The organism is Catenibacterium sp. GCM10023432 (assembly GCF_042651925.1).
Classification (GTDB): Bacteria; Bacillota_I; Bacilli_A; order Erysipelotrichales; family Coprobacillaceae; genus Catenibacterium; species Catenibacterium mitsuoka.
This window is the reverse complement of sequence record NZ_JBHSEB010000015.1, coordinates 1-17119: the sequence shown is the minus strand read 5'-3', so window position 1 is coordinate 17119 and position 17119 is coordinate 1. Positions and strand designations below refer to the sequence as shown.

Annotated in this window: 22 protein-coding genes and 3 pseudogenes; 19 read left to right on the top strand and 6 right to left on the bottom strand. The window is 49.5% G+C overall.

The features are described from left to right. Position 1 precedes the first annotated feature (1 nt). The 5 genes and pseudogenes from ACFOZZ_RS03305 to ACFOZZ_RS03285 form a co-directional block, all read left to right on the top strand. Positions 2-232, top strand: coding sequence for a DUF5348 domain-containing protein (locus ACFOZZ_RS03305; protein WP_376814700.1), 231 nt, complete (start codon positions 2-4; stop codon positions 230-232). Positions 233-317: 85 nt separating this feature from the next. Further along, on the top strand, positions 318-794 hold the full coding sequence (locus tag ACFOZZ_RS03300; protein ID WP_376814689.1) for a PcfB family protein: 477 nt from the start codon (positions 318-320) through the stop codon (positions 792-794). Next, positions 791-2593, top strand: coding sequence for a VirD4-like conjugal transfer protein, CD1115 family (locus ACFOZZ_RS03295; protein WP_129175364.1), 1803 nt, complete (start codon positions 791-793; stop codon positions 2591-2593). Before ACFOZZ_RS03300 ends, ACFOZZ_RS03295 begins: the two co-directional genes overlap by 4 nt. Further along, positions 2586-2753: a hypothetical protein gene (locus ACFOZZ_RS03290; protein ID WP_164991043.1), complete on the top strand. Its 168-nt coding sequence runs from the start codon at positions 2586-2588 to the stop codon at positions 2751-2753. Before ACFOZZ_RS03295 ends, ACFOZZ_RS03290 begins: the two co-directional genes overlap by 8 nt. Before the next feature lie 461 nt (positions 2754-3214). After that, positions 3215-3343: pseudogene (locus ACFOZZ_RS03285) on the top strand (Maff2 family mobile element protein); the annotation flags it as partial. Here the strand turns inward: ACFOZZ_RS03285 and ACFOZZ_RS03280 are convergent. From ACFOZZ_RS03280 to tnpA, 3 genes are all read right to left on the bottom strand, one after another. Then, a complete protein-coding gene (locus ACFOZZ_RS03280) occupies positions 3305-3688 on the bottom strand; it encodes a hypothetical protein (protein WP_376814699.1) in 384 nt (127 codons plus the stop codon). The pseudogene ACFOZZ_RS03285 and the gene ACFOZZ_RS03280 overlap by 39 nt on opposite strands. 181 nt (positions 3689-3869) lie before the next feature. After that, on the bottom strand, positions 3870-4217 hold the full coding sequence (gene tnpB, locus ACFOZZ_RS03275; RefSeq protein ID WP_075704897.1) for an IS66 family insertion sequence element accessory protein TnpB: 348 nt from the start codon (positions 4215-4217) through the stop codon (positions 3870-3872). After that, positions 4211-4627 (bottom strand): IS66 family insertion sequence element accessory protein TnpA, encoded by a 417-nt coding sequence (gene tnpA, locus ACFOZZ_RS03270; RefSeq protein ID WP_376814688.1) that lies wholly within the window; start codon positions 4625-4627, stop codon positions 4211-4213. Before tnpA ends, tnpB begins: the two co-directional genes overlap by 7 nt. A gap of 166 nt (positions 4628-4793) precedes the next feature. On the opposite strand from tnpA, the gene erm(G) reads away from it, so the two are divergent. The 3 genes from erm(G) (at position 4794) to ACFOZZ_RS03255 (ending at position 6535) form a co-directional block, all read left to right on the top strand. Next, complete coding sequence (gene erm(G), locus ACFOZZ_RS03265; RefSeq protein WP_014387027.1) at positions 4794-5528, top strand: 23S rRNA (adenine(2058)-N(6))-methyltransferase Erm(G); 735 nt, start codon at positions 4794-4796, stop codon at positions 5526-5528. Between the two features lie 225 nt (positions 5529-5753). Continuing rightward, positions 5754-5951: a helix-turn-helix domain-containing protein gene (locus ACFOZZ_RS03260; protein WP_075704895.1), complete on the top strand. Its 198-nt coding sequence runs from the start codon at positions 5754-5756 to the stop codon at positions 5949-5951. 104 nt (positions 5952-6055) lie between these two features. After that, entirely contained in the window at positions 6056-6535 is a 480-nt protein-coding gene (locus tag ACFOZZ_RS03255; RefSeq protein ID WP_075704894.1) for an MGMT family protein, read from the top strand. A 44-nt stretch (positions 6536-6579) separates the two neighbouring features. Here ACFOZZ_RS03255 and ACFOZZ_RS03250 read toward each other — a convergent pair whose 3' ends face one another. Then, on the bottom strand, positions 6580-6810 hold the full coding sequence (locus tag ACFOZZ_RS03250; protein WP_158024444.1) for a hypothetical protein: 231 nt from the start codon (positions 6808-6810) through the stop codon (positions 6580-6582). 396 nt (positions 6811-7206) lie between these two features. Between ACFOZZ_RS03250 and ACFOZZ_RS03245 the strand changes: the two genes are divergently transcribed. The 9 genes and pseudogenes from ACFOZZ_RS03245 (at position 7207) to ACFOZZ_RS03205 (ending at position 14286) form a co-directional block, all read left to right on the top strand. Then, positions 7207-7605, top strand: a complete 399-nt coding sequence (locus ACFOZZ_RS03245) for a plasmid mobilization protein (protein WP_002584975.1) — start codon at positions 7207-7209, stop codon at positions 7603-7605. Continuing rightward, positions 7577-9202: a relaxase/mobilization nuclease domain-containing protein gene (locus ACFOZZ_RS03240; protein ID WP_075704893.1), complete on the top strand. Its 1626-nt coding sequence runs from the start codon at positions 7577-7579 to the stop codon at positions 9200-9202. The genes ACFOZZ_RS03245 and ACFOZZ_RS03240 overlap by 29 nt, the downstream gene beginning before the upstream one ends. Further along, positions 9192-9578, top strand: coding sequence for a cysteine-rich VLP domain-containing protein (locus ACFOZZ_RS03235; RefSeq protein WP_004452819.1), 387 nt, complete (start codon positions 9192-9194; stop codon positions 9576-9578). Before ACFOZZ_RS03240 ends, ACFOZZ_RS03235 begins: the two co-directional genes overlap by 11 nt. 112 nt (positions 9579-9690) lie before the next feature. Then, positions 9691-10443, top strand: a complete 753-nt coding sequence (locus ACFOZZ_RS03230) for a phage replisome organizer N-terminal domain-containing protein (RefSeq protein WP_074754406.1) — start codon at positions 9691-9693, stop codon at positions 10441-10443. Then, positions 10440-11282, top strand: coding sequence for an ATP-binding protein (locus ACFOZZ_RS03225; RefSeq protein ID WP_074754404.1), 843 nt, complete (start codon positions 10440-10442; stop codon positions 11280-11282). Before ACFOZZ_RS03230 ends, ACFOZZ_RS03225 begins: the two co-directional genes overlap by 4 nt. Before the next feature lie 14 nt (positions 11283-11296). Then, the gene (locus ACFOZZ_RS03220; protein ID WP_020995296.1) at positions 11297-11485 is read left to right on the top strand and encodes a transposon-encoded TnpW family protein; all 189 of its coding nucleotides are present in this window, start codon (positions 11297-11299) and stop codon (positions 11483-11485) included. Positions 11486-11596: 111 nt separating this feature from the next. Further along, positions 11597-13216 carry a recombinase family protein gene (locus tag ACFOZZ_RS03215; protein ID WP_074754402.1) on the top strand — a complete coding sequence of 540 codons (1620 nt, stop codon included), beginning with the start codon at positions 11597-11599 and terminating at the stop codon, positions 13214-13216. 86 nt (positions 13217-13302) lie between these two features. Further along, positions 13303-13398: pseudogene (locus ACFOZZ_RS03210) on the top strand (Maff2 family mobile element protein); the annotation flags it as partial. An 18-nt stretch (positions 13399-13416) separates the two neighbouring features. Further along, positions 13417-14286 carry a VirB6/TrbL-like conjugal transfer protein, CD1112 family gene (locus ACFOZZ_RS03205; protein ID WP_129175362.1) on the top strand — a complete coding sequence of 290 codons (870 nt, stop codon included), beginning with the start codon at positions 13417-13419 and terminating at the stop codon, positions 14284-14286. Positions 14287-14332: 46 nt separating this feature from the next. Here the strand turns inward: ACFOZZ_RS03205 and ACFOZZ_RS03200 are convergent, their stop codons facing one another. Both ACFOZZ_RS03200 and ACFOZZ_RS03195 read right to left on the bottom strand, forming a co-directional pair. Further along, the gene (locus ACFOZZ_RS03200) at positions 14333-14515 is read right to left on the bottom strand and encodes a hypothetical protein (RefSeq protein ID WP_160220459.1); all 183 of its coding nucleotides are present in this window, start codon (positions 14513-14515) and stop codon (positions 14333-14335) included. Between the two features lie 163 nt (positions 14516-14678). Then, positions 14679-14810, bottom strand: a complete 132-nt coding sequence (locus tag ACFOZZ_RS03195; RefSeq protein ID WP_160220458.1) for an HD domain-containing protein — start codon at positions 14808-14810, stop codon at positions 14679-14681. On the opposite strand from ACFOZZ_RS03195, the gene ACFOZZ_RS03190 reads away from it, so the two are divergent. Next, on the top strand, positions 14797-15303 hold the full coding sequence (locus ACFOZZ_RS03190; protein ID WP_129175358.1) for a PrgI family protein: 507 nt from the start codon (positions 14797-14799) through the stop codon (positions 15301-15303). The two genes, ACFOZZ_RS03195 and ACFOZZ_RS03190, sit on opposite strands and share 14 nt — an antisense overlap. Continuing rightward, positions 15245-16819, top strand: a pseudogene (locus tag ACFOZZ_RS03185) (VirB4-like conjugal transfer ATPase, CD1110 family); the annotation flags it as partial. The gene ACFOZZ_RS03190 and the pseudogene ACFOZZ_RS03185, both read left to right, overlap by 59 nt. Positions 16820-17119 lie beyond the last annotated feature (300 nt).

The window sequence follows — 17119 nt, the reverse complement described above, 5'->3', positions numbered from 1 at the left end:
TATCAGACCGGGCGCATTAGTTTACGACAAGGCAAGCGGACGCCATGACATTCGCTTTGGGCTTGATGAATATTACGGGGGCTTGCATTGCGGGCAATGCTTTGAAGTCTTTGACGGGGAACAGTGGCGGGCGACACGCATTGAAATGAACCTGCACCAGAAATGGTACTTAGTGGGTATCAAGACGGACGTACTGGACGGATTGCAGGTACGGGACAGCAGACACAGATAAGGGGGCGACCAGAAACAACGGCTGCCCCTTTTTCCATGCCCGCCGCCTGCACTACTCTGACACAAGAAAGGAGGAATGACACACCATGCAGGAGCAGATCAACGAAAAGACCGTTGCACTCTCAATCAAAACGGCAAAGCTGACCGCCGAAGTCTTACAAAAGGCTATCAGAAAAATGTTAAATGCACGGAAGAACAAAGCACCCAAGCAGTACAAAGGGAAACAGACTTTAAAGCACCTTATGAAGCAGAACACGGGCGTTTCCAGTATGGAGATTACGGACGCTAACATAAAGGCGTTTGAACCCATAGCCAAGAAATACGGGCTTGATTACAGCCTAAAGAAAGTCAAGGGCGAAGAACCGCCCCGCTACCTTGTTTTCTTCAAGGGACGGGACGTGGACGTTATGACGGAAGCCTTTAAGGAGTTTGCAGCAAAGCAGCTAGGCAGGGAGAAAAAGCCGTCCATACACAAGGCATTAGCCGCCTTTAAGGAAAAGGCTAAACAGATGAACCAGAACAGGGAAAAAGTAAAAAACAAGGACAGGGGGCGGGAATTATGAAACCGAACATCAAAAAGCTGCTTATCCTCAATGCGCCGTACCTGCTCTTTGTGTGGCTCTTTATGAAAGTGGGCGAAGCGTTCCGGCTCTCTCCGGGGGCTGACCTCTCCGGGAAGCTGCTAAACATCATGCAGGGCATAACAGCCGCCTTTGAAAGCCCCCTGCCAAGCCTTAACGGACAGGACTTTCTAATCGGCGTTGCCGGGACGGTTATCCTGCGGATTGCCGTCTACATGAAAGGCAAGAACGCCAAGAAGTACCGCAAGGGAGTTGAATACGGTTCGGCACGTTGGGGAACGGCAGAGGACATAAAACCGTACATAGACCCGGTATTTGACAATAATATCCCCCTCACGCAGACAGAACGGCTTACCATGAACAGCCGACCCAAAAGCCCCAAATATGCAAGAAATAAAAATATCCTTGTAATCGGCGGTTCGGGAAGCGGAAAGACACGCTTTTTCGTCAAACCGTCACTTATGCAATGTACGTCAAAAGATTTCCCGACTTCGTACATTGTCACTGATCCGAAAGGCACACTGATTTTGGAAACAGGAAAAATGTTACAGCGGTTCGGATATAGGATAAAAGCACTGAATACGATTAACTTCAAAAAATCCATGAAATACAACCCCTTTGCTTACCTGCGGAGTGAAAAGGATATTTTGAAGTTAGTCAATACCATTATCGCCAACACCAAAGGCGACGGGGAGAAATCCGGCGAGGATTTTTGGGTAAAATCGGAACGGCTTTTCTACTGCGCCCTTATCGGTTATATCCACTATGAAGCCCCGGAGGAAGAAAAGAATTTTACCACGCTGCTTGACATGATAAACGCCAGTGAAGCCCGTGAGGACGACCCGGAATTTCAAAGCCCCGTTGACCTCATGTTTGAACGGTTGGAGGAAAAAGACCCGGAGCATTTCGCCGTCCGGCAGTATAAGAAATTCCTGTTATCGGCAGGAAAGACACGAAGCTCTATCCTCATTTCCTGCGGTGCAAGATTAGCCCCATTCGACATTAAGGAGCTACGGGAGCTTATGGAAACAGACGAAATGGAGCTTGACACCATAGGCGACAGAAAGACCGCCCTGTTTGTCATTATCAGCGACACAGACGACACTTTTAACTTTGTCGTGAGTATTCTCTACACACAGCTATTCAACCTCTTATGCGACAAGGCAGATGATGTATACGGCGGGCGACTTCCCGTCCATGTAAGGTGCTTACTTGATGAATTTGCGAACATAGGGCAGATACCAAAATTCGATAAACTGATTGCGACAATCCGAAGCCGGGAAATCTCTGCGTCAATCATCTTGCAGAGCCAGTCACAGCTAAAAGCCATTTACAAGGACAACGCCGACACGATTATAGGGAATTGCGACACCACCCTTTTCTTAGGCGGCAAGGAGAAAACCACGCTAAAGGAAATGTCAGAGCTTTTAGGGAAAGAAACCATTGATTTATACAACACTTCCGAGAACCGGGGACGTGAAAAGACCTACGGCTTGAACTACCAGAAATTAGGCAAAGAGCTTATGAGCCAAGATGAAATAGCCGTCATGGACGGCGGCAAATGTATCTTGCAGGTACGGGGCGCACGTCCCTTTTTCAGTGATAAATTCGACATTACGAAGCACCCAAGATATAAATTCCTCTCCGATTTTGACAAGAAGAATGAATTTGACATTGAAAAGTATCTGAAACGCCGCCCGGAAATCATCAAGCCGGACGACCCCTTTGACCTCTACGAGATTGACGGGGCAGATTTACAGGAGGACACAGAGAATGAGTAAACAGGACACGGGGAAAAAAGACAGCGGGCTTGAAAGGTTTCTGATGAATGTTGCCGACAACGCAGAAGCCGCCCTGCGGGAATATTGGCAGGAACGGGACAACGAAACCCGCCGCTATGCAACCGAGTATGTCACACGCCGGGGGCTTCTCCCGCAATAGTGCCGGGGATAAGAAAAAAGGCACAGGGACAAGAGCTTTGCGTCATGGAAATGTGCATAACAGGCTATTGCGTCATGGATAACGCCATTCACAGCACATGGAAAAGCGGAAGTGCTGCTTTCCCACGTCCTGCAAACAGCGTTACCCACAACGCAAAAATGCAAGCCAGTTATACACAGTTCCACAACGCCGGGCGGCTACGAAGAAAACCGCACCCCCTCTTTCTTTCATTCATAAGGGCATAAAGCCTTAAAGGAGGCAATCATCATCAAGACCGTAAACACCGGGTACATGGTTCGTGCGCCCACCACGGGACGCACTACCCCGTTACAACTGAATACCGCCACGCCGCAGCACCTACGCAGCGTGGGGACAGCCGCCGACACAGGCGGCTTTTTTCATACCCAAAAACCATAAAACATATTTTTCAGAGCCGCATAGCGGCAGAAAGCGAGGACTTTATGGCATTTTTTAATTCAGCAGTAGGCGTTTTGCAGACACTTGTTATCGCATTGGGCGCAGGTCTGGGCGTATGGGGCGTTATCAATCTCTTAGAGGGCTACGGCAACGACAACCCCGGCGCAAATGCTCATGTGTCGTAAAGAAACACAGAAAAATTTGATAGACAGTCCTACTATATCCGTAAAAAAATGTTTACAAATGGAGCGCACAGAGTTATACTTGTCATCATAGGTTGCCTTGGGTTTCCGCTCTTTGGTATACCCCTTGACGCTGATCACTTCCGGTTCGATCACTTCCGCAGGCTTTTCATCACCGACGGGTGTACCGAACAGATTCAGCTGTCCGTCCAGCTGGTCATGGCGTATTTCACTGGTTGAGCCAAAGACCTTGTTCTTAAGATACGCAAGCTGAGACTGGAGATTCGCGATCAGAAGGTCTTTTTCACTGTCCTTCGCATTGCGTTCTTCCAGCATCTTCTGCAATGAACTTATGAGTTCGTTCTGAGTGCTGATTGTTTTATTCAGTTGTGAGATTGTATCCTTAAGCTCTAAGAGCTGGATATCTTTTACTCCTGAAGGCATGGTCTTCTGCTCCGTTTTTTGATACTTCTATTGTACCATAAACAGGTGCAAAAGCCTAGAAAAATCAAGCGTTTCAGGCACTTTTTATTGCCTTTGGCTGCTCGATCTCAAGACCGGACATGAGCCAGTCAAACTGCCTCCATGTAATGGTTTTCACCTCGTCACGGTTACGTGGCCACCGGTATTTTCCGGTGTTATGATCGAGGCGTTTATATAAAAGCACAAAACCGTCATTCTCATGAAGGAGTGCCTTTATCCTGTCATTGCGTCTGCCGCAGAAAAGGTAGAGCGCGGTGGTATGCTCCGGTTCAAAGTGAAGCTGGTCTCTGATGATGGCGCACAGACCATCGATTGATTTTCTCATATCGGTGTAGCCACAAATGATATAAATATCTGTTGCAGCTGTAATGTCGCCTAGCATGATGCACCTCCCACAGACCGGATGATCTGTGCTAAAAGTGCCGGATCTATATCATTTGAAATCCTGATCAGGGCGGAGCCGAGTTTGGTCTCAGCAGTTGCTTCCATACAGTTTGTATCCGTATGATCCGGAAGCACGCTTAAAAGCTGTGGTGTCTCTTCGTGCAGAACAGGCTGGTCAACGATTTCAAGTTTGACAACATCCTGTTGTTCCGAAGGCTTATAGCCTCCCCGGCCTGTTGCCGGCGGAATATCATAGCAGGATTTTTTGCGAAGCCGCTTGACCCAGTTGTAGAATGTACCGGGTTTGATCCCGTGCTCGTTGCACCACTGAAAATCGCTTAGTCCGCTGCTGCGACATTCCATGATGAGCCGGTATTGCTCATCGGCAGTTCGTCTTTCTGTCTGCATAAATGTAACCTCCATAATTGTAGTAAAATGCTTGCTTACTGCTAGATCCTAGCGCCGGATCATAGAGTAAAATGCTGGCATATGTGATTACTACTATTATGGCAAATATATGACCAAGCGAACAGATACCCTTATATTAGGCGCTTACCTTTAAGGAGAGGTTATAATGAACAAAGTAAATATAAAAGATAGTCAAAATTTTATTACTTCAAAATATCACATAGAAAAAATAATGAATTGCATAAGTTTAGATGAAAAAGATAACATCTTTGAAATAGGTGCAGGGAAAGGTCATTTTACTGCTGAATTGGTAAAGAGATGTAATTTTGTTACGGCGATAGAAATTGATTCTAAATTATGTGAGGTAACTCGTAATAAGCTCTTAAATTATCCTAACTATCAAATAGTAAATGATGATATACTGAAATTTACATTTCCTAGCCACAATCCATATAAAATATTTGGCAGCATACCTTACAACATAAGCACAAATATAATTCGAAAAATTGTTTTTGAAAGTTCAGCCACAATAAGTTATTTAATAGTGGAATATGGTTTTGCTAAAAGGTTATTAGATACAAACAGATCACTAGCATTGCTGTTAATGGCAGAGGTAGATATTTCTATATTAGCAAAAATTCCTAGGTATTATTTCCATCCAAAACCTAAAGTGGATAGCGCATTAATTGTATTAAAAAGAAAGCCAGCAAAAATGGCATTTAAAGAGAGAAAAAAATATGAAACTTTTGTAATGAAATGGGTTAACAAAGAGTATGAAAAACTGTTTACAAAAAATCAATTTAATAAAGCTTTAAAACATGCGAGAATATATGATATAAACAATATTAGTTTCGAACAATTTGTATCGCTATTTAATAGTTATAAAATATTTAACGGCTAAAAACAATAGGCCACATGCAACTGTAAATGTTTAGTTATAGGTAGGGTAGCATAAGTTAAAATGCTATTCTGCCTTTTAAAAGTATGGTATACATTCCAGAGAGAGATTGGATATGTTCCCGTATACCGATAGTGCCAAAAGCGAAGTGGATATGTTTCCGAGAACGGACGTACTCAAATGACATTCATTCTGTCCTCTCCAGCCAGCTCATGGAGGGAAACGACCATGAGTAAACTTCTCCCCTATGAAACAATCGTTAAAGCCCATGAGGGCGACCCGGACGCAATCGACACGGTTCTTTCCCACTACGCCGGATATATCCGCTACTTCTCCAAAATAAACGGACAGGTCAACTCCGAGGTGGAGGACTATGTGAAGCAGCGGCTCATTGCCGCGCTGTTCAAATTTCGCTTTGACCGTTGAGTTATATCCAATGTCAGACAAGAAAAAAATCAAGCTGATTTTCAAACCGTCTCATTGCATGGAATAATCTGCTCCACTATAATTAAGGCAGGAGGTGTTGAGAGATGGCGAATGAAGATAAAAAAGATTTTAATGCCATGCTACATGATAGCAAGGATATGCCTAAATTTCAGATTATTACCGACCAGAAAAGCATTGAGAAATATGGCGGAAGCAGAATGTATTTTGCCCCACCAATCGAATATGATAAAGTGATGAAACTAATTCCTTATGGCAAAGTAATCACTGTCGGAAAAATCCGTGAATATTTTGCTAAACTGAATGGAGCGGATTTCACAGAGCCTATTACAGCCGGGATTTTTGTATCTATTGCAGCATGGGCGAGTTACCAGCGTTCTGAAGATGAAACCCCGTATTGGCGAACCTTAAAGGCAAACGGGGAATTGAACGCAAAATATCCCGGCGGTGTAGAGGCACAAAAGGAAAAGTTGGAAGCGGAAGGCCACACAATTATTCAGAAAGGACGCACAAATATAAAGTATTTTGTAAAGGACTATGAAAGTATTCTTTTTGATTTGAGATGAGAAGTTTTTATTTGCTAAACGCGTTATCGTCATACCAGCCAGCCCTAAACTTTCAAAACTGAATACCAGCCGCCACCGGCGACCAGCGAAAGCAGTAAGTCTGAAAAAGATTTGCTGCTTTTTTTGTTGCCCGTTCTGGCTCCCGGCCATTTTGCCCCCTGCCGGTTGTAGTAGTAAATGAGGGGAGAAATTTTCCCGCCCGGATATTTGGCATTTTCAAAATCTCTCCGTTGTAGGAAGTGAAAGCAAAATTTTTCTGTCCCGCCGGTTGCCAAAATCCCCGTTCCCGGATTACTAAGGCAAAAGAAATTTTGAAAAATCTCTGTCCAGCGGGTAGCTGACGGCTTTTCAAATGTATCTTTAGCGGAAAAGAAAAATAGCGCAGCCAGCGGGTAGCAAAGCCCCTCTGCGGAGTAATATTGGCGAAAGAAAAAAGGCAGCGAACAGCGGGCTGAAAGCCCCGCCCTGTTCGCTCTATGTACGGAAAAGCCCGGACAGGGCCAGTCTGCGGCTTACTTAGAGCAAGTTTCTACCACGGTGCCAAAATCCGCAATTCTGCGGTTTTGCCCCTCGCGGGAAACTTGTTGGGGAGTGCCTTCCCCAAACCCTGCTATGCGGCTTGCGCCGCTTATCCCCGCCGCGCTCATGCGGCAAGAAAGGAGGTCACGACCATGCGAAAAAAATACAACACACCCCACCGCAGCCGCGTTGTGAAAACCCGGCTGACCGAAGATGAATACGCCGACTTCACAGCGCGGCTTGCGCCCTATGGTATCAGCCAGTCGGAATTTCTCCGGCAGGCGATCCGGCGTACCACCATACGCCCCGTACTCCATGTGTCGTCGGTCAATGACGAACTGCTCTCCGCTGTCGGGAAGCTCGCAGCCGAGTACGGCAGGATCGGCGGCAACCTCAACCAGATTGCCCGGTATCTGAACGAGTACGGCGCGCCCTATCATGCGTTGTCCGGCGAGGTACGCGCCGCCATAGCCGACCTTGCCGCCCTCAAGTATGAAGTCTTAAAGAAAGTAGGTGACGCGGTTGGCAACACTCAAACATATCAACTCTAAAAACGCCGACTACGGAGCCGCCGAACAATACCTGCTCTTTGAGCATGACGAATTTACCATGAAGCCCGTCCTTGATGAAACCGGCAGGCTTATCCCCCGCGAGGACTACCGGCTGTCTACGCTGAACTGCGGCGGGGAGGATTTTGCCGTTGCGTGTATGCGGGCCAATCTCCGCTATGAGAAAAACCAGCGGCGGGAAGATGTGAAAAGCCACCACTACATCATCAGCTTTGACCCGCGGGACGGGCCGGACAACGGCCTGACCGTAGACCGGGCGCAGGCGTTGGGGGAGCAATTCTGTAAAGAACATTTCCCCGGCCACCAAGCCCTTGTCTGCACCCACCCGGACGGGCATAACCACAGCGGCAACATTCATGTGCATATCGTCATAAACAGCCTGCGGATTGAGGAAGTGCCGTTCCTGCCCTACATGGACAGGCCAGCCGACACGAAAGCCGGCTGCAAGCACCGATGTACCGACGCTGCCCTGCGCTACTTCAAATCCGAAGTCATGGAGATGTGCCACCGGGAGGGGCTTTACCAAATCGACCTCTTGAACGGCAGCAAGAACCGCATCACCGACCGGGAGTATTGGGCGCAGAAAAAGGGACAAGCCGCGCTGGACAAGCAGAACGCCCCCATGATTGCCGATGGTATCACGCCCCGGCAGACCAAGTTTGAAACGAACAAGGAAAAGCTGCGGCAGACCATACGGAAAGCCCTTGCCACCGCCGCCAGCTTTGACGAGTTTTCCTCTCTGCTGCTGCGGGAGGGTGTGACCGTCAAGGAGAGCCGGGGGCGGCTGTCCTATCTCACGCCGGACAGGACAAAGCCCATCACCGCCCGGAAGCTGGGCGACGATTTTGACCGCACCGCCGTCCTTGCCGTTTTGGAGCAGAATGCCGCCAGAGCCATAGAAAAGGCCGCAGCCATACCTGAATACCCCTGGCAGGAGAAACGCGGCATACAGCCCGCAAAAGCCCCTCAAACCGCCCCCAAACAGGACGGAGTGCAGCGGCTTGTAGACATTGAGCAGAAAATGGCCGAGGGCAAAGGCCGGGGCTATGAACGCTGGGCGAAGATACACAATCTGAAGCAGGCCGCCAAAACGCTGTCCGTCTACCAGCAGTACGGCTTTACTTCCCCGGAGCAGTTAGAAGCCGCCGTTGATACCGCCTATGCGGAAATGCGCCAGACCAGCGGCGAACTGAAAGCACTGGAAACCAAGCTGCAAGGGAAAAAGGAGTTGCAGCGGCAGGTGTTGGCCTACGCCCAGACCAAGCCCGCCCGCGACGGGTTGAAAGCGCAGAAATCCGAGAAAGCCCGCGCCGCATACCGGCAGGCCCATGAGAGCGATTTTATCATAGCCGACGCAGCCCCCCGGTATTTCAAGGCGCATGGCATTACCAAGCTGCCCGCCCGGAAAGCGTTGCAGGCCGAGATCGAGCAGCTTATCTCCGAGAAAGACGGCCTGTATAACACCTATCACGAACAGAAGCAGCGGTTCAAGGAGTTGCAGACCGTCAAGCGGAATATCAACCAGATTTTGCGCCGGGACGAGCCGCACCGCAGAAAGGAGCAGAGCCATGAGCGATAACCTGCCCCGCATGGACTACCGCCAGCACCGGCGGGCGCGGCGGCTGGTACATGAGTGCTGTAACTACGACGAGGGGAACTGCCTGCTGTTAGACGACGGGGAGCCTTGCGTGTGCGTCCAGAGCATTTCCCTTTCCCTCATGTGCCGCTGGTTCCGTGTGGCTGTCCTGCCCCTTGACGGGGAGCTGTCCGCAGCCCTCTTATACCGGGGGAGCCGGAAACGGTGTGCCGTCTGCGGAGCGGCCTTTGTCCCCAAATCCAACCGGGGGAAATACTGCCCCGACTGCGCCGGGCGCATGAAGAAAATCCGCGCCGCCGAGAGAAAGCGGAAACAAAGGCAGAGATGTCACGCTTTAGAGCCTTTCAAACCCGCATAAATCAAGGCTTTTTTCGTGGGTGTCAAAGGGTACGCGATACATTTATCCTTTTCCCCCGGAAACGGCGTTCTAAATGCGTACAAACACCCCAAATCCACCCAAAGGAGGAACCATGTCAGACAACCGAAAATACTACTACCTCAAGCTGAAAGAGAATTACTTTGACGAGGACGCCATTGTGCTGCTGGAAAGTATGCAGGACGGTATCCTCTATTCCAACATCCTCTTGAAACTGTACCTGAAATCGCTGAAAAACGGCGGGAAGTTGCAGCTTGATGAAAATATCCCCTACACCGCGCAGATGATTGCCACCATTACCCGTCAGCAAGTCGGCACCGTAGAACGGGCCTTGCAGATTTTTATGAAGCTGGGGCTTGTGGAGCCGTTACAGAACGGCGCACTGTATATGAGCAACATTGAACTACTGATCGGCCAATCCTCTACCGAGGGGGAGCGAAAACGGCGGGCAAGGCTGGCTTTGCAGGAGCAGAAAGCCTTGCCAAAGGCCGGGGCGGACAAATGTCCACCATATCAAGCGGACATTTGTCCACCAGAGATAGAGATAGAGAAAGAGATAGAAAAAGAGAGAGAGCGAGAGTTAGATACGGGACAACCCGCCCGCGCCGCCTATGGCCGGTATGAAAATGTTTTTCTTTCGCAATCGGAACTGGACGGGCTGAAAGCAGACCTGCCCGGCAAATGGGACTATTACATTGACCGGCTATCCTGCCATATCGCGTCCAGCGGCAAGCGATACAAGAGCCATGCCGCCACCATCTACAAATGGGCGCAGGAGGACGCAACTAAGAAAGCCCCGAAAAAGGGCATACCAGACTACTCATGCAAGGAGGGCGAGAGTTTATGAAGAACGAAATCAACGCTGTTTTGGAGAATATGACGGCCACCACCCCGGAGCCGGAGGACTACACCGGCGAGGACGGTTTGCTGTACTGCGGCAAGTGCCGCAAGCCGAAAGAAGCCTATTTTGCGCCGGATAAGGCCGCTATCTTCGGGCGCGACCGCCACCCGGCAGAGTGCGACTGCCAGAAAACCGCCCGCGAGGAACGGGAAGCCGCCGAAAAGCGGCGCAGGCACCTTGACACCGTGGAAGAACTGAAACGCCGGGGCTTTACCGACCCCGCCATGCGGGACTGGACTTTCGAGAATGACAACGGCAGGAACCCGCAGGCCGGGCTTGCCCGCCGGTATGTGGAGCATTGGGAGGATATGCGGACAGACAATATCGGCTGCCTGTTCTGGGGCGGCGTAGGAACCGGGAAAAGCTACCTTGCGGGCTGTATCGCAAACGCCCTCATGGAGAAAGAAATCCCCGTCCACATGACGAACTTTGCCCTGATCCTCAATGACCTTGCCGCCAGCTTTGAGGGGCGCAACGAGTACATTTCCCGCCTTTGCCGCTATCCGCTGCTGATCCTTGACGACTTTGGCATGGAACGCGGCACCGACTACGGGCTGGAACAGGTTTTCAATGTGATTGACAGCCGTTACCGCAGCGGCAAGCCGCTGATCGTCACGACCAACCTCACGCTGGACGACCTGCGAAACCCGGAGGACACCGCCCATTCCCGGATTTATGACCGGCTGCTTTCCATGTGCGTCCCGGTACGCTTTACCGGCGACAACTTCCGGCAGGAAACCGCCAAGCGGAAAATGGAGAGCATGAAGAAACTGATTACCGACTGAAAGGAGTATTGCCTATGGCAGATAACAAGCAGCACGACACCCGCACCGCCCGCCGCCCCGACTGCGTGACGGAAATCCGCATGGGCAATTCCGTCCTTGTCGTGTCCGGCTATTTCAAGAAAGATACCACGACCACCGCCGCCGACAAAATGGCGCGGGTACTGGAAGCGGAAGCCGCTGCTACGCAAAAACCGGCAATTTGACCGACTGTAAAGAAGCAAATTTAACGCTTTTGCCGCTGTACAGCCCCCGCTGTTCCGTGGTACAATGAAACCACGGAATAGTGGGGCTGGCTGTCGGAAACGGAGGATTTTATGTTAAGACAAGCCACCCAAAACCTCATTACCGCCCTTTATCCGAGATTGTCCCATGAGGACGAGCTGCAAGGCGAGAGTAATTCCATATCGAACCAAAAAAGGATACTCGAAACCTACGCAAAACAGAACGGCTTTACCAATCTGCGCTGGTACACCGACGACGGTTATTCCGGCGCGAACTTCCAGCGGCCCGGATTTCAAGCCATGCTTGCGGACATTGAAGCCGGGAAAGTTGGTACGGTCATTGTCAAGGACATGAGCCGGTTAGGGCGAAACTACTTGCAGGTAGGGTTTTACACGGAAATGCTGTTCCCTCAAAAGGGCGTGCGTTTTATCGCTGTCAACGACAATGTGGACAGCGCAAACGGCGGCATGGACAATGATTTTACCCCTCTGCGAAATCTGTTCAACGAATGGCTGGTGAGAGATACGAGCAAGAAAATCAAGGCAGTTAAAAGAGCAAAAGGCATGAGCGGCAAGCCCGTTACCAGCAAGCCGGTGTATGGCTACCTCATGGACGAGGACGAGAACTATATCGTTGACGAGGAAACCGCGCCGGTTGTCCAGCAGATTTACCAGCTTTGCCTTGCGGGGAACGGCCCGACCAAGATTGCCCGTATGCTGACGGAACAGCAAATCCCCACGCCGGGGACGCTGGAATACCGCAGGACAGGCAGCACACGCCGCTACCACCCCGGCTATGAGTGTAAATGGGCGACGAACACCGTCGTTCATATCCTCGAAAACCGGGAGTACACCGGCTGTCTGGTAAACTTCAAGACGGAAAAGCCCTCTTACAAGACCAAGCACAGCGTAGAAAATCCCATTGAGAAGCAGGCCATTTTTGAGAACCACCATGAGCCGATTATTGACACGGAAACATGGGAGCGTGTGCAGGAGTTACGCAAGCAGCGCAAACGCCCGAACCGCTATGACGAAGTGGGGCTGTTCTCTGGTATGCTGTTCTGCGCCGACTGCGGCCATGTGATGTACCAGCAGCGGTATCAGAACAAGAACCGCAAGCAGGACTGTTACATCTGCGGCAGCTACAAGAAGCGCACCCGCGACTGTACGGCGCACTTTATCCGCACCGACCTGCTGACCGCCGGTGTCCTCTCCAATCTCCGGCAAGTGACGGAGTATGCTGCCAGGCACGAGAGCCGTTTTGTAAAGCTGCTGATCCAGCAGAACGAAATCGGCGGCAAGAGAAAGACCGCCGCAGCCACCAAGCAGCTTGAACAGGCGCAGGAGCGGATTGCCGAAGTGAGCCGCATTATCAAGCGGCTGTATGAGGACAATGTGAACGGCAAAATCAGCGACGAGCGTTTCATGGAACTGTCGGCAGACTATGAGCAGGAGCAGCGGGAACTGAAAGACCGCACCGCCGCATTGCAGGCGGAACTGGACAAGTCGCAGGCGGCCACCGTTAACGCCGAGAAATTCATGGGGATTGTCCGCAAGCACCTTGCCTTTGAGGAATTGACACCCACCCTCTTGCGGGAAATGATTGAGAAAATCGTCGTGCATGAGTGCAGCTATGACGAGAACGGCACCCGCAGGCAGGACATTGAGATTTATTACAGCTTTGTCGGCAAAATTGACTTGCCCGAAGCCTAACGCCCGACCTATCCGACACAATGGCCAAGTGCCGGATAGGAACGGCAAAATTTTTTACACTTCTATTACTTCTTTATCGCACATCAGCAAAATCACAGGGCATGAAACAGCTTATGGCGGGCGGCGGCGTTGCGCTTATCGGCACGACCTTAATCCCGCTGCTTTCCGGGCTGTTCAGATAATCCGGGAGGTAGCCGCTTATGGAGAGCATATTTGAAGCCATTAACGAATGGCTAAAGGAACTCTTAATCGGTGCGATTAACGGAAACCTGTCAAATATGTTCGGGGACGTGAACGACAAAGTAAGCACGATAGCGGCGCAGGTAGGGCAGACCCCGCAGGGGTGGAATGGCGGCATTTTCAGCATGGTACAGAACCTTTCACAGACCGTCATTCTCCCCATAGCGGGGATTGTCATTACTTATGTCCTATGCGTGGAGCTGATCGGCATGATTACGGACAAGAACAGCCTGCATGACATAGACACGTTCATGTTTTTCAAATATGTGTTCAAGGCGTGGGTAGCCGTCTATCTTGTTACGCACGTCTTTGACATTACTATGGCAGTCTTTGACGTGGGACAGCATTTAGTGAACAATGCGGCGGGCGTGATAAACACCAACACCGCCATTGACGTTGCCGCCACGCTTGACACCATGACCGCCACAATGGAAACACTGGAAGTCCCCGAGCTACTCTTACTTGTAATGGAAACCGCCCTTGTCAGTATGTGCATGAAGATAATGTCCGTGCTGATTACGGTTATCCTTTACGGCAGAATGATAGAGATATATCTGACCTGCTCCGTTGCGCCTATCCCCTTTGCCACCATGACGAACCGGGAATGGGGAAGCATTGGAAATAATTACTTAAAAGGCTTGTTCGCATTGGGCGTACAGGGCTTTTTCATCATGGTATGCGTTGGCATTTACGCCGTGCTTGTAAACCAGATGACAATAGCGGCGAACCTGCACAGTGCCATTTTCAGCATAGCCGCCTATACCGTGATACTCTGCTTTTCCCTCTTTAAGACGGGAAGCATTGCAAAGAGCATTTTCCACGCACATTAGCAACAGTTTTATTTTTACAAGCCAATATGTAATACAAGCAGAAACTTTATGTTGATCTATGCTTTTTTCGTTTTGCAGCGGGCTTGTCCTTTTTTACTATTTTTATTTTGAATTTCCACGGACGAATTACCTCAATCTCCAATTCCAAAATATCTGAATTGCGGATAGAGCAAAGTACAATTACCAAAATCAATATAATTAGGGCTAGTCCCAAAATTAGTAATGTCATAGGCATTTCTCCTTTGTCAAATATTGTCACTTACACTTATATAATATGCACGATAATGAATTGTATATCATCATGCCAAAAACTTTTTTAGTTTTTTCTGCAATTTATGACAAGAAATAAAGGAAAGATTTCAGAGAACCATTGAAAAATCAGCATTTGAAAGCTATTTCCCCAAAACAAAGTATCTCTGAAAAAGTAGTCTAACTTGTCTATGACTAAATGGCGGGTGTCCTACATCATGTAAAAAAGCAGCCATTCTAACAAGCGAAAGGAGGTAACAAATGGCATACGTCACAGTACCCAAAGACCTAACGAAAGTAAAGAGCAAGGTTGCGCTAAACCTTACCAAGCGGCAGCTTGTGTGTTTTGGTGCGGCGGCAGTTGTGGGTGTCCCGCTTTTCTTTCTCATTAAGGACAGCGTACCACAGAGCGCAGCGACCTTTATCATGGTGCTTGTCATGCTGCCCTTTTTCATGCTTGCCATGTATGAGAAGCACGGGCAGCCCCTTGAAACCATTTTAGGCAACATCATCAAGGTGTTTTTCCTCACGCCAAAGGAACGACCCTACCAGACAGCAAACTATTACGCCGTTTTGGAAAAACAGCGGAAACTTAACAGGGAGGTAACAGCCATTGCGAAAAAAAGCTATCAAAGACAGACCGCAAAAACAGCAGGCAAAAGAGAAAATAAAGCTCTCACGGGCAGAGAAAAAAGAGATAGCCGCCCTCATGCGGCAGGCAAAGGGGGACGGGAAAAAGCACACCGCACAGCAGACAATCCCGTATGAAACCATGTACCCGGACGGGATATGCCGGGTAAAGGACAGTCTTTTCTCCAAGAGCATTGAGTTTTCCGACATCAACTATCAGCTTGCACAGCCGGACGACAAGACCGCAACCTTTGAAGCCCTCTGCGACTTCTACAACTCACTTGACAGCTCCGTGGGTTTGCAGCTTACCTTTATAAACCGTGTCGCCGGGGAGGGGGACTTTGCAAAGAGTATCGCCATACCGCCGCAGCAGGACGGTTTTGATGATGTGCGGGAGGAATACGCCGCCATGCTGCAAAATCAGCTTGCAAAGGGCAACAACGGGCTTATCAAGAAAAAGTACCTTACATTCACACTGGAAGCCGACAGCCTTAAAAACGCAAAATCACGGCTCTCCAGACTGGAAACGGACATATTGAACCACCTCAAAGTCTTAGGGGCGGCAAACAAGCCCCTTGACGGGAAAGAACGGCTTGAAGTGCTGCACGGCATTTTCCACCCGGACGGGGACAGGCGTTTCATGTTCAACTGGAAATGGCTTGTACCGTCCGGGCTTTCCACAAAGGACTTTATCGCACCGCCCTCATTCGCATTTAAGAATGGGCGAATGTTTAACATGGGGGACAAGACCGGGGCGGTATCGTTCTTACAGATACTTGCGCCGGAACTCAATGACCGCCTGCTTGCCGACCTCTTGAACGTAGAGGGGCATTTGTTAGTAAACCTGCATATCCGCAGTATCGACCAGAGCGAAGCCATAAAGACGGTAAAGCGCAAGATTACCGACCTTGACGCAATGAAGATAGCCGAGCAGAAAAAGGCGGTACGCAGCGGCTACGACATGGATATTATACCGTCCGACCTTGCCACCTACGGCGGGGACGCCAAAGACCTTTTGCGGGACTTGCAGAGCCGCAACGAGCGAATGTTTTTACTCACGTTCCTTGTGGTAAACCTTGCGGACAACAGGCAGCAGCTTGAAAACCAGATATTCCAGACGGCGGGCGTGGCGCAGAAAGCCAACTGTTCCCTTGTGCGCCTTGACTATCAGCAGGAAGCCGGGCTTGTGTCGTCCCTGCCTTTGGGACTGAATGACATTCCCATACAGCGGGGGCTTACCATGTCAAGCACGGCTATTTTCGTGCCGTTTACCACGCAGGAGCTTTTCCAGAACGGGGAAGCCCTCTACTACGGCTTGAACGCACTTTCAAGCAACATGATACTTGCGGACAGGAAGAAGCTCAAAAACCCTAACGGCTTGATTTTGGGAACGCCGGGAAGCGGCAAGAGCTTTTCTGCCAAGCGTGAGATCACTAACGTATTCCTTGTGGCAGACAAAAAGGACTGTATCCTGATATGCGACCCGGAAGCCGAGTATGCGCCGCTTGTCAACCGTTTAGGCGGGCAGGTAGTGAAAATCTCCCCCACAAGCAGGGACTTTGTGAACCCTATGGACTTGAACCTCAATTATTCCGAGGACGAAAGCCCCCTGTCGCTGAAAAGCGATTTTATCCTTTCCCTTTGTGAGCTTGTCTGTTAAACCGCAAACTCTACCCATAATAAAAAGTAATAAAACCGCAAATTAAATTAATAAACAGGTGGAAAATGTGCCTTTTGTGACGGCATAATCTTCCACCTGTTTTTATGATCTGATTGTAGTATGATAATCATGTAAAATATTTAGAAAGGAAAAAGAAAAGAAACAGCCCGTTAAAGTATCCTACCCCTCTAACACTGTTCCTTTTCAATCGTCAGTTGATACTGATGATACAAGATTTTTCACTAAACATCAAGTCAGCCTTTAATTCTTTTGATTTCAAGTTCTTTGATGAAC